Annotated in this window: 9 protein-coding genes and 1 pseudogene; 6 read left to right on the top strand and 4 right to left on the bottom strand. The window is 71.4% G+C overall.

Annotated elements, in window-relative coordinates:
• Window positions 1-31: 31 nt before the first annotated feature.
• Together DEH69_RS06430 and DEH69_RS06435 are read right to left on the bottom strand one after the other, a co-directional pair.
• Window positions 32-325 (bottom strand): helix-turn-helix domain-containing protein, encoded by a 294-nt coding sequence (locus DEH69_RS06430; RefSeq protein ID WP_258534485.1) that lies wholly within the window; start codon window positions 323-325, stop codon window positions 32-34.
• Window positions 326-500: 175 nt separating this feature from the next.
• Window positions 501-947 (bottom strand): annotated as a pseudogene (locus tag DEH69_RS06435) (DEAD/DEAH box helicase); the annotation flags it as partial.
• Between the two features lie 124 nt (window positions 948-1,071).
• Here DEH69_RS06435 and DEH69_RS06440 point away from each other — a divergent pair.
• From DEH69_RS06440 to DEH69_RS06460, 5 genes are all read left to right on the top strand, one after another.
• Window positions 1,072-2,223: a DUF4192 domain-containing protein gene (locus DEH69_RS06440; RefSeq protein ID WP_113685907.1), complete on the top strand. Its 1,152-nt coding sequence runs from the start codon at window positions 1,072-1,074 to the stop codon at window positions 2,221-2,223.
• 31 nt (window positions 2,224-2,254) lie between these two features.
• Entirely contained in the window at window positions 2,255-2,995 is a 741-nt protein-coding gene (locus DEH69_RS06445; RefSeq protein ID WP_113685908.1) for an NUDIX domain-containing protein, read from the top strand.
• A gap of 97 nt (window positions 2,996-3,092) precedes the next feature.
• Entirely contained in the window at window positions 3,093-4,883 is a 1,791-nt protein-coding gene (locus DEH69_RS06450; RefSeq protein WP_113685909.1) for an ATP-binding cassette domain-containing protein, read from the top strand.
• A gap of 143 nt (window positions 4,884-5,026) precedes the next feature.
• The gene (locus DEH69_RS06455) at window positions 5,027-6,004 is read left to right on the top strand and encodes a FadR/GntR family transcriptional regulator (RefSeq protein ID WP_113685910.1); all 978 of its coding nucleotides are present in this window, start codon (window positions 5,027-5,029) and stop codon (window positions 6,002-6,004) included.
• A 276-nt stretch (window positions 6,005-6,280) separates the two neighbouring features.
• Complete coding sequence (locus DEH69_RS06460; protein WP_258534486.1) at window positions 6,281-7,915, top strand: RNA polymerase sigma factor; 1,635 nt, start codon at window positions 6,281-6,283, stop codon at window positions 7,913-7,915.
• Between the two features lie 272 nt (window positions 7,916-8,187).
• On the opposite strand, the gene DEH69_RS06465 is transcribed toward DEH69_RS06460, so the two are convergent.
• Window positions 8,188-8,418, bottom strand: a complete 231-nt coding sequence (locus DEH69_RS06465; protein ID WP_113685912.1) for a hypothetical protein — start codon at window positions 8,416-8,418, stop codon at window positions 8,188-8,190.
• Window positions 8,419-8,842: 424 nt separating this feature from the next.
• Here DEH69_RS06465 and DEH69_RS06470 point away from each other — a divergent pair, with 424 nt between their 5' ends.
• A complete protein-coding gene (locus tag DEH69_RS06470) occupies window positions 8,843-10,957 on the top strand; it encodes a type IIA DNA topoisomerase subunit B (RefSeq protein WP_113685913.1) in 2,115 nt (704 codons plus the stop codon).
• 33 nt (window positions 10,958-10,990) lie between these two features.
• Here DEH69_RS06470 and DEH69_RS06475 read toward each other — a convergent pair whose 3' ends face one another.
• Window positions 10,991-11,917 carry a sucrase ferredoxin gene (locus DEH69_RS06475; RefSeq protein ID WP_181727296.1) on the bottom strand — a complete coding sequence of 309 codons (927 nt, stop codon included), beginning with the start codon at window positions 11,915-11,917 and terminating at the stop codon, window positions 10,991-10,993.
• Window positions 11,918-11,934 lie beyond the last annotated feature (17 nt).

Consider the following 11,934-nt stretch of genomic DNA (forward strand, 5'->3'; position numbering starts at 1 on the left):
ACCACCAGCCACTGAACCTCAACAACCAAGATCAGCCGTTGACTGGACAGACCCTGTTCAGGCTCGACGTGCTCAGGCCGTTCGCGCGGAGGGCCACGCGGCGCACGCCTTGGTCGCGCATGGCGGCGATGACGCGGATCTCGGCGCGTGTGCGCTCGGCCACCTCGTCGTCGAAGAAGTAACCGGCCGGGACGCCGAAGAAGTCCGCCAGTGCCTTGATGGTCTGGAGCTTGGGGTTCGACTTGACGCCCGTCCGCAGTTGCTGGATGGCGCTCGCGGAGATGGCGGCGCCGTCGCTGGACGTCTCCCGGAGCCCCTGCGCCACCTCGGCGTAGGGCAGACCTACTGGACGCGCTGGCGGAACTCCGGCTTCTGGGAGCGGGTCATGAACGCTCTGGTCCACCAACCGAGCACACCCCTACCTGTACCGGCGCCGCCTCAGATCAAGCTGCGGTGCCTGATCGAACCCCAGGCGCTGCTGGAGTCCGAAGGCCGCTCAGGTGATTCAGCCGCTCGGGGCTGACGAGCAGGACGTCCACGTCGCCCGCGGCCACCTCGGACTGGATGGCCTGCCACTCCTCGGGGTTGGCCGAGGTGATCGAGCGGGCGTGGATCCCTGCCCTGGCGGCGGCCTCGATCTGATTGCGCATGAGGGCGAGCAGCGGGGAGACGATCACCGTGGGTCCGCTGCCGCGCTCGCGGAGTAGCGTGGTGGCGACGAAGTACACCGCGGACTTGCCCCAACCGGTGCGCTGCACCACCAGGGCCCGCCTGCGCTCGGCGACGAGCGCGTGGATCGCCCGCCACTGGTCCTCGCGGAGCCTGGCGTCGCCGTCGGCGCCGCCCACGAGGCGGGCGAGCACGGCGTCGGCCGCGGCGCGCAGATCGGGATCCTGTGGCACGGGGGGAGAGGTGGTGACTCGCGGTTCGCTGCTGCATGCCCCCATGCAAGCCGATCGGACCGACAGCCCGCCAATCCCCCTGTGGATAACCCGATCATTCTTATGACCTTCAACGCTGCCTGTGGATAACGGCCGACGCGAAACCGGCGATCCAGGCCATCCTGCTCCCATGACATCGCACAGCGAATCCGCTTCCGAACTCTCCGCGACGGAGAGCCGAGTCACGCTCCGCGGCGCCGCCGACCTCGCCGACGCCCTGCCGTATCTGCTCGGTTACCACCCGGACGACTCCGTCGTCCTGATTGCGCTGCACGGCCCGAGCGGGCGAGTGGGCGGTCGCGTCAGGGCGGACATCCCCTCCGATCCCGGCGCGTGGGACGAGACGGCCGACCAGATGGCCGCGCGCCTCATCGACGGTGGGGCAATGCCAGGGCCCAGGCCCGACGCGGCGATCGTCTTCATCTGCCACGAGCCACCTGACGGCGTGTCCGCGAGGGAGGCGATGGATCGGCACCGGCCCCTGGCCCAGCGCCTGCGCACCGCCTGCGGAGCGCTGGACGTCCCGGTCTTCGAGGCCATCTTCCTCGCCGCCCGGCGGTACTGGTCGTACTGCTGCGTGGACGAGCGCTGCTGTGGCGCGGAGGGCAAGGAGCTTCCCCCGGCCGGGACCTCGCCGATGGCCGCGGCCGCCGCCTACGCCGGGCTCCGGGTGCGCGGCTCGCTGCGGGGCATGGGACGGCGCCTGCGACCCCTGGGGGAGCCCGTCGCCGCACGGCAGACGCAGGCGTTCAACACCGTGGCCGAGGAGCTGCTGCCGCGGATGCTCGGTGAGGAGTCCAACGGCCGTGTGGCCAGGGGCGAGACGCTGCGGCTGGCCGAGCGCCTGCTGAGCCGCTTCCGCAGGGCCGCGGCCACCCGGGAGTCGGACGACGAGGTCGCCGACGCGATGGACGACGCCCTGATCACCTCGGAGGAGTCGGCCCGTCTGGTGATCGGCCTCCAGGATAGAAAGGCCAGGGACATGGTGGCCGAGTGGATGGAGGGCGCCGAGGGCGCGGCCGCCCTGCGGCTGTGGCGGGCCCTGTCCCGGCGCTGCGTCGGCGAGTTCGCGGAGTACGCCGTTCCACCACTGACCCTCGCGGCCTGGGTGTCGTGGTCGCTCGGGGACGAGGCACCGGCTCGGGTGGCCCTCGGCCGGGCACTGGACCTGGACGGCCACTACCTCTTCGCGAGGCTGCTGCACCAGGGGTGCAGCGACGGGGTGGACCCCGAGTCTCTGCGCCGATTCCTGAGGCGGCAGCGGGCCGCCCGCGGGCGCTGATGAGCGCGATGCGGAGCCCTATGATCACGGCATGCCCTACGACCCCTCCGAGTTCCCGCCGTTCGCTGTCACCGTCGACCTGGTCGTGCTCACGGTCCGGCGGCACGCGCTGTGCGCCCTCACCGTGCGCCGCGGCGAGGAGCCTTTCCGGGGGCAGTGGGCCCTCCCCGGCGGATTCGTGCGCTCCGAGGAGGATCTGGCCTCCGCGGCGACGCGTGAGCTGGCCGAGGAGACGGGGCTCCGGGCACAGGACTCCGACAGCCGCCCCGCCGACGCCCACCTCGAACAGCTCGCCACGTATGGCGATCCGTCCCGGGATCCGCGGATGCGGGTCGTCAGTGTGGCGCATCTTGCGCTGGCTCCTGACCTTCCCGCGCCGACGGCGGGCGGCGACGCCGGCGGCGCCCGGTGGATGCCGGTCAGCAGGCTGCTCGGTGGGCAGGACCAGGCCCCCGAGGAGGGGCTCGCCTTCGACCACGCCCGCATCCTCGCCGACGGCGTCGAGCGCGCCCGTTCGAAGATCGAATACTCCTCGCTCGCCACGGCCTTCTGCCCGGCCGAGTTCACCGTCGGGGAGCTGCGCAGGGTCTACGAGGCGGTGTGGGGAGTCGCCCTCGATCCACGGAACTTCCATCGGAAGGTCACCGGCACCCCGGGGTTCCTCGTACCGGTCGGTGGCACGACGACGCGTCAGGGTGGGCGTCCCGCCCAGCTGTTCCGCGCGGGCGGGGCCACCGAGCTCAACCCCCCGATGCTGCGCCCCGAGGTGTAAAGGGCCTCCCGCTGCTGCCCGACAGGGCCCGCGCGCTGCGGGGAATATCCGATATGTCCCGTTATCGTGCCAGGGTGCACGATCAACGGGAACAGCGATGATCCAGGCCATCGGACTCACCAGCGCGTCTCGGCGCGGCCGACCGCCAGCCGTTGACGATCTCACCTTCGAAGCGCGTCCCGGCCATGTGACGATGCTGCTCGGCCCACCGGGGGCCGGGAAGTCCGCCACGCTGCGGCTGATGCTCCAGCTCGCCCCGGGGCGCGGCGTCGCCCTGTTCCGAGGGCGGCCGTTGTCCAGGGTGCCGCACCCCGCGCGGGAGATCGGCGTCCTGCTCGGGGAGGTCGCCGGGCACCCGGGCCGTACGGCGCTCGGGCACCTGCGGATGCTGGCCGCCGCCGCCGGGGTACCGGCCAGCCGCGCCGAGGACGTCCTCGACGTGGTGGGGCTCAGCGGCGTCGCCGACCAGCGGCTCGGACGGCTCTCCCGGGGGATGGACCGCCGCCTCGGTTTGGCCGCCGCGCTGCTCGGCGACCCCCACACCCTGGTCCTCGACGAGCCCGCGCAGGGGCTCTCACCTCGCGAGAACGCTTGGCTCCAGGGGCTGTTGCGCGGTTACACGGGACAGGGCGGCGCCGTGCTGATCACGGCCAGGGGCGCCGAGGAGACCGTCAGGTTCGCCGACCGCGTGGTCAGTATCGAGGCGGGGCGGCTGGTCGCCGACCAGGCGGCGGAGGACTTCGCCAGGGCGCGCCTCCGCCCCCGCGTCGCGGTGATCACCCCGCACGCCGACCGGCTCTCGGCCGCCCTGACACGGGGGTTCCGCGGCGAGGAGCGCCCCGCGGGGGAGGAGCCCATCGAGGTCCTGCGGGAGTCGGGCACCCGTCTCTCGGTGTTCGGCAGCACCTGTGCCATGGTCGGGGAGGTCGCCTATCAGCATCGGGTCGTCGTCCACCAACTCGCCGACGAGGTGGGCCCTGCCGGGGACCGCTCCCCGGCCGGGCCCCTGCACCGGGCCGACGGCCGGGCGGAGCAGGGCGAGGCACGGGCCCAGGCCGGGGCGGCGAGCGATGCGGCGACGGGCGAGGCGGAGCTGCCGCCGCCGCTGCCCGCGCTGCCGCCGCCGGGTCCCACCTGGCCCGTGCGGTACGAGCTGCGCCGCTGGGCCGGGGTGCGCACCGCCTGGTGGCTGATGGCCGCCGCGCTGCTGGCCGGGCTCGTCACCGCGCTCGCTCTCGCCTCCTCCGGGACACGGTCCGCGGAGCGGGTGCTCACCGGCTGGGCGGACCAGCTGCCCCTGCCGCCCGTGGCGATCGTCGCCGGCGTGCTCGGGGCGCTCGCGTTCGGGCAGGAGTTCCGCTTTCCCGCGCTGGTCCCCGCCCGGGTGCCGATCCCCAGGCGGCTGTCCCTGCTGACCGGCAAGCTGGTGGTCTCGGCGGCGGTGGCGTTCCTGCTGTGCTGTGCGGCGATCACGGTCAACTCCACGTCGTTCACGCTGCTGTTTGGCCAGGACGTGCCGGTCGACGGATCATGGGAGTTCGCGCTGCTCGGCACCGCCGCGCTCTCTGTGGGGTGCGCCTGGGCCGGGCTCCTCGCCGCGGGGATCTTCCGCTCGACGCTGGTGGGGTTCGCGGCGGTCGCCGCGGTGCCGTTGGCGCTGGCCCCGGCGCTGCGTTCACTGCTGCACGGCTGGCATGGGCCGTCGCTCGACGGACTGCCCGGTCGGCTGCACGCGTTGACCTCGCTTCCGTTCCCTTCCGGAGTCGATCGTTGGTTGTCCGCAACGGTGCATCTCGCGTCCCGTCCGATCGGTTGGGCCCTGGGGCTCTCGCTTGCCGTGCTCCTGTGTGGATATGCCCTCGTCAGCCTGCGGAACGGGGTCCGCTGACCGTCGCGGAGGGCCACGACCCGGTGCCGGGCGCGGGGTGTTCCGGTCTCAACACCCGCTTCCCGTGTCCGCATTGCGCAAGACGAGACCATTTGCTTCCGGTTAGGCGTCAATTATGCAGGAGTCGCCGATCACCCTTTCGTGTGCTTTTCACCAAAGACCTCAAGGTGCCAACGAGGGCCGCCGACAAAGGAGGCGTGACTACCCTTGCGCATTCGATGATGACCGCCACTCGCTCTGCCGACTCCGGCCCCGCCGGACCGGGCGAGTTCGACCGCTACTCCTACGCCGAATCCACCGGAGCGGCCCGCATCACCAACGCCCCGGCCTGGGACGGCGACCCGGACATGAGCCGCGTCGGCCGCCGCGCCGCCGGCAGCCGGGGCCGCGGCCTCCACGGCCAACTCGTCCAGCAGCTTGGACAGATGATCGTCTCCGGCGACCTCGGCGCCGACCGGCCGCTCGTTCCCGAGGAGATCGGCCAGCGTTTCGAGGTCTCCCGCACCGTCGTCCGTGAATCCCTCCGCGTCCTCGAGGCCAAGGGCCTCGTCAGCGCGCGCCCCAACGTCGGCACGCGTGTCCGCCCCGTCGGCGACTGGAATCTGCTCGACCCCGACATCATCGAGTGGCGCGCCTTCGGCCCCCAGCGGGAGGACCAGCGAAGGGAGCTGTGCGAGCTCCGCCTCACGATCGAGCCCCTGGCCGCGAGGCTCGCCGCGGTCGACGTGCCGGAGGAGGTCCGCCAGCGCCTCGGTGACATGGTCGACATCATGACCCACACCCTGGGACAGGGAGACGCCCTCACCTTCTCCCGCGCTGACGCGGAGTTCCACGGCCTGCTCCTCCAGGCCGCGGGGAACAGGATGCTGGAGCACCTCTCCGGTATCGTCGCCGCCGCGCTCCAGGTCTCCGGGGGCGCGGCCTCCGGTTGCGAGCAGCCCACCGAGGCGTCCGTGGCCCTGCACCAGCGGATCGTGGACGCGGTTTCCTCAGGCGAGCCCGGCGCCGCCGAGTCGGCGATGCGGCACCTGCTCAGCGCCCCGTCCGAGGCTGTCACCCCCGCGGGCGGACCGGCCGCTGCGGGCGCGGACCACGTGGTCCCGGCCCCACGCGAACACTGATACGGAAGGGACGGGGGTGTCGCCGGGCCGGATCGGGGCAGGGCTCCGGCGACGCTTCTGCCCCGGCCCGCTACAGTCGAGCGTGCGGTGTGACTCGCGACACGCGAAAGCTGCGTAACGCTTCGGGGAGCAGCGCGATGTTTCAAGAGGTGGCAGCAGTGGCCGGACCTGTGGTCCGCCACCGTTCCGCCGCAGCCGTCGGCTGACCCCGCCGTCGGTGACCGGTCCTGTCCGCTTCGGACTGGGCCCGAAGCCGTTCCCAGAGTTTCCGAGAGGTTGTTCGTGTCGGCCAGTACTTCCCGTGCTCTCCCCGCAGAGATCGCCGAGTCCAATTCTGTGATGGCGCTCATCGAGCGGGGAAAGGCTGAAGGGCAGATCGCCGGCGACGACGTGCGCCGGGCCTTCGAGGCTGACCAGATCCCGGCAACCCAGTGGAAGAACGTTCTGCGCAGCCTCAACCAGATCCTCGACGAGGAGGGCGTGACGCTGATGGTGAATGCCGAGACGTCCAAGCGCACCCGGAAGAGTGTCGCCGCGAAGACTGCGTCCAAGCGCACCGCGACCAAGACGGTCGCGGCGAAGACCACGTCTGCCAAGAAGGCCACGGCCACCGCCCGCCCGGAGGAGCCCGCCATCGGCCTGGAGGAGGCCGAGGCCGTCACAGGCGTGCCCGCCAAGCCCGCCACGAAGAAGTCCACGGCGAAGAAGGCCCCCGCTAAGAAGGCTCCTGCGAAGAAGACCGTGGCCAAGAAGGCCCCGGCCAAGAAGACCGCGGCGAAGAAGACGGCGGCGGCTCCGGGCACCAAGACGGACTCCAAGAAGGAGATCGTCGACGAGTTCCTCGAAGGCGAGGAAGAGGGCCTTGAAGAGCCCGCCGAGCGGGCCGCCACGGGCGCCGCCCCGGCCGAGGGCCCCGAGGGCGCCAAGCAGGAGAACGAGGGTTTCGTCCTCTCCGACGACGACGAGGACGACGCCCCGGCGCAGCAGGTCGCCGCCGCGGGCGCCACCGCCGACCCGGTCAAGGACTACCTCAAGCAGATCGGCAAGGTCCCCCTGCTCAACGCCGAGCAGGAGGTGGAGCTGGCCAAGCGCATCGAGGCGGGCCTCTTCGCCGAGGACAAGCTCGCGAGCTCGGACAAGATCGCCCCCAAGCTCCGCCGCGAGCTGGAGATCATCTCCGAGGACGGCCGCCGCGCGAAGAACCACCTCCTGGAGGCGAACCTCCGCCTTGTGGTGTCCCTGGCCAAGCGCTACACGGGCCGCGGCATGCTGTTCCTCGACCTGATCCAGGAGGGGAACCTCGGTCTGATCAGGGCCGTGGAGAAGTTCGACTACACCAAGGGTTACAAGTTCTCCACCTATGCGACCTGGTGGATCCGCCAGGCGATCACCCGCGCCATGGCCGACCAGGCCCGCACCATCCGCATCCCGGTGCACATGGTCGAGGTGATCAACAAGCTTGCCCGCGTCCAGCGGCAGATGCTCCAGGACCTGGGCCGCGAGCCCACCCCGGAGGAGCTGGCCAAGGAGCTGGACATGACGCCCGAGAAGGTCGTCGAGGTCCAGAAGTACGGCCGGGAGCCCATCTCGCTGCACACCCCGCTCGGCGAGGACGGCGACAGCGAGTTCGGCGACCTGATCGAGGACTCCGAGGCGGTCGTCCCGGCGGACGCGGTGAGCTTCACCTTGTTGCAGGAGCAGCTGCACTCCGTGCTCGACACGCTGAGCGAGCGCGAGGCCGGCGTGGTCTCCATGCGCTTCGGCCTCACCGACGGCCAGCCCAAGACGCTGGACGAGATCGGCAAGGTCTACGGGGTCACCCGCGAGCGCATCAGGCAGATCGAGTCCAAGACCATGTCCAAGCTCCGCCACCCGTCCCGCTCGCAGGTTCTGCGGGACTACCTGGACTGACCTGGGCCCGCGCCGGACCAGCCGGACGAAGGAGCGCCGGGGCCGGTCCCCGGCCCCCACAACGCCGTCGGCGGCGGTGGTACGCACCCCAGGGGTGCGTACCACCGCCGCCGACGGCGTTCGCGCGTCAGAGGCGCGCGGACGCCAGGGGGACAACGATCTGGACCGACAAGGCAACGGGCGGTCACCCCGGGTGACGAAGGGGGACCGCCCGACGTCCGGCGTGGGCGGCCGGACGCAGCCCGTCGGTGGTGGAGACGCGAGACGTCAGGTCAACGTTCGTCGTTGCTCGCGGACGCGGGAGTCGCCGTCAGCTTCTCCGTCTCGTCCTGTATCTCAGCGGCGATCTTCTTGAGCTCGGGCTCGAACTTGCGGCCGTGGTGGGCGCAGAACAGCAGCTCTCCGCCACTGATGAGGACCACGCGGAGATACGCCTGGGCACCACAGCGATCGCAGCGGTCCCCAGCCGTCAGCGGGGTCGCGGGGGTCAGAACAGTAGTCACGTCGCCTCTTCTCTAGCTCGACGAGCTGTCGTACCAGGGACAACATCCAACCAGGCCGAGAACGTTCCCGCTCGCGGCTTCTCGGCGAAAAATCTTCCGAGATGGCCGAACGCTGCCGTATGGCGGCGAAGGAGCCGTATTGCGGTAGTTGTTTCGTGTAAGCGTTGTCTGGTGGTTCTTATTCCGGCTACTTCCGTGTACCCGGGCTCCCCTCCTTCGTTGCAGGAGGACGTGCCCGAACCCTAAATGGTTCATGCCTCGAAGGGAACGTGATGTTGGCGTCACCCGGCCGAGTCATCGAACACGTGAGCGACTCTGGGCTACCCTGATACTTCTCGGGTAGCTGCACAACCGCTCTACAGGGCCTCGGTACCCTCTGAGCGGCACTCCGCCACCGATCAGGATTCAGCGAGGAGCGAACTGCGTGACCGCCGACACGTCCGTGCCATCGACCGCACTGCTGACCGGATCCGACCCGGGCAACTACACCGCGCGGCACCTGCTCGTCCTCGAGGGCCTCGAAGCGGTGCGCAAGCGCCCCGGCATGTACATCGGGTCAACGGACAGTCGCGGTCTGATGCACTGCCTGTGGGAGATCATCGACAACGCCGTGGACGAGGCGCTCGGCGGCCACTGCGACCGCATCGAGGTGCTGCTGCGCGACGACGGCTCGGTCGAGGTCAGGGACAACGGGCGCGGCATCCCGGTCGACGTCGAGCCCAAGACGGGCCTCTCGGGAGTCGAGGTCGTCATGACCAAGCTGCACGCCGGCGGGAAGTTCGGCGGGGGCTCCTACGCCGCCTCGGGCGGCCTGCACGGCGTTGGCGCCTCCGTGGTGAACGCCCTCTCCGCCCGTCTCGACGTCGAGGTGGACCGCGGCGGCCGCACGCACGCGATCAGCTTCCGGCGCGGCACCCCCGGGATCTTCACGGAGTGGGGCCCGGACGCGCCGTTCGACCCCAGCAGCGGGCTGCTCAAGGGCAAGAAGATCCCCAAGACCCGCACCGGCACCCGCGTGCGGTACTGGGCGGACCGGCAGATCTTCCTCAAGGACGCCAAGCTCTCCCTCGAGACGCTGTACGCCCGCGCCCGGCAGACGGCGTTCCTGGTGCCGGGGCTGACCATCACGGTGCGTGACGAGCGGGGCGTGGACGGCGCCGAGGCGTCCGAAGAGGTCTTCAGGTACGACGGCGGCATCAGTGAGTTCTGCGAGTACCTGGCGCCCGACAAGCCCGTGTGCGACGTGCTGCGGCTCACCGGCCAGGGCACGTTCAAGGAGACCGTCCCGGTCCTGGACGACCGCGGCCACATGATCCCCACCGAGGTCAGGCGCGACCTGGAGGTGGACGTCGCGCTGCGCTGGGGCACGGGCTATGACACGACGCTCAAGTCGTTCGTCAACATCATCGCCACCCCCAAGGGCGGCACCCATGTCGCGGGGTTCGAGCGGGCCGTGCGCACGACGGTGAACGACGTGCTGCGCTCCGCGAAGCTCCTGCGGGTCGCCGAGGACGACATCACCAAGGACGACGCCCTCGAGGGCCTCACGGCGGTGGTGACCGTCCGGCTTGCCGAGCCGCAGTTCGAGGGGCAGACCAAGGAGGTGCTCGGCACCTCGGCCGCGGCCCGCATCGTGTCGAACGTGGTGGCGAAGGAGCTGAAGGAGTTCCTGACGTCGACCAAGCGGGACGCCAAGCAGCAGGCCCGCGCGGTGCTCGACAAGGTCGTGGCCGCCGCCCGCACGCGCATCGCCGCGCGGCAGCACAAGGAGGCGCAGCGCCGCAAGACGGCCCTCGAGTCCTCGGCGCTCCCCGCCAAGCTGGCCGACTGCCGCAGCGACGAGGTGGACCGCAGCGAGCTGTTCATCGTCGAGGGCGACAGCGCACTCGGCACGGCCAAGCTCGCGCGCAACTCCGAGTTCCAGGCGCTGCTGCCCATCCGCGGCAAAATCCTCAACGTCCAGAAGTCCTCCGTCTCGGACATGCTCAAGAACGCCGAGTGCAGCGCCATCATCCAGGTGATAGGAGCCGGGTCGGGGCGGACGTTCGACATCGACCAGGCGCGTTACGGCCGGGTGATCTTCCTCGCGGACGCCGACGTGGACGGCGCCCACATCCGCTGTCTGCTGCTGACCCTCTTCCAGCGCTACATGCGGCCGATGGTCGAGCAGGGCCGCGTCTTCTCCGCCGTGCCGCCGCTGCACAGGATCGAGCTGAGCAACCCCAAGCGCGGCCAGGACAAGTACGTCTACACCTACTCCGACCAGGAGCTTCGCGACACGCTGCTCGACCTGGAGCGCAGGAAGGTCCGCTACAAGGACTCGATCCAGCGCTACAAGGGCCTGGGGGAGATGGACGCCGACCAGCTGGCCGAGACGACGATGGACCCGCGCAAGCGGACCCTGCGCCGGATCAACATCAGCGATCTCGAGGCGGCCGAGGAGGCGTTCAGCCTGCTGATGGGGAACGAGGTGGCTCCCCGCCGCGAGTTCATCTCCAGCTCGGCGGCGACCCTGGACCGCTCGCGCATCGACACCTGAGCGGGTCGCCCCGGCGTGCCCGGCGCGGCGGGCTCAGGGCAGGCGCTCCACGGCCCGCGTGGTGAGCCGGGCGGCGGGCGCGGGTGCCGCCCCGCACGAGGCGGGGGCCGCCGCCCCGGCGGGCTCATCGGCGAGCGTCACCGACCAGCGGCGGCCGTCGGCGTGGGAGACGGTCGCCGTCCACGCCGCGCCCTCGCCGCCCGCGTCCCCGCCTCCCGCGTCCTGGGCGCGCGAGGCGGTGACCTCCGTCAGGGCGTCGGCCCCCTCCTCGCCGATCAGGGCGCGCACGGCCAGCTCGGCCGCCTGTCCTGGGCGGTCCCACGTGGAGCGCCCGCGGCAGCCATCGAGGGCGACGCGCCCCCGCGTGAGCGCGGCCACGACGTTCTTGACGCCGACCGAGGTCATCCGGCCGTAGGCGTAGCCGTGCGGCAGCGTCAGCAGGGTGGGGGAGAAGCGGTGGCCGCCGAGGTGGGTGATCTCCCAGACGTCGGCGCCGCCCGCGCCGGCGACCTCCGCGGCCAGCGGGCGCCCCAGCAGGGCGCAGCAGCGGTCGCGGGTGCCGTTGGTGCACACCAGGACGAGGGGGGCGCCGTCGTGCGGCTCCCCGATCCCGTCGTGGTGGCCCTCCGCGAGCCTGGCGAAGTCGAGGCCGGTGAGCCGCGCGGGGTCGGTGTCGGCGAGGACGCGGATCCAGGCGTTGCCCGGCGCGGTGTGCGCGAGGAAGGCGCGGCGGCCGCCGGTGGTGCGCCCGGGGCGCCTGATGAGGGCCACGCGAACCCCGGCGCTTCCGTCCGCCGCCGCGCTCAGCGTCGCACCCACCTCGGGGTCGAGGCGGCTCTGGAGGAGGGCCTTGGCGCCCCACGGTCCGGGCTGCTCGATCAGCAGCCAGGTCCGGGCGGTGGCCGCGGTGCCGGCGAGGGGCTCGGCCCACGCCAGCGAGGCGGCGGTGCACGTGCTCACACAGGCCAGGCTAACCT

The sequence above is a fragment of the Streptomyces sp. PT12 genome (assembly GCF_003311645.1).
Taxonomy (GTDB): domain Bacteria; phylum Actinomycetota; class Actinomycetes; order Streptomycetales; family Streptomycetaceae; genus Streptomyces.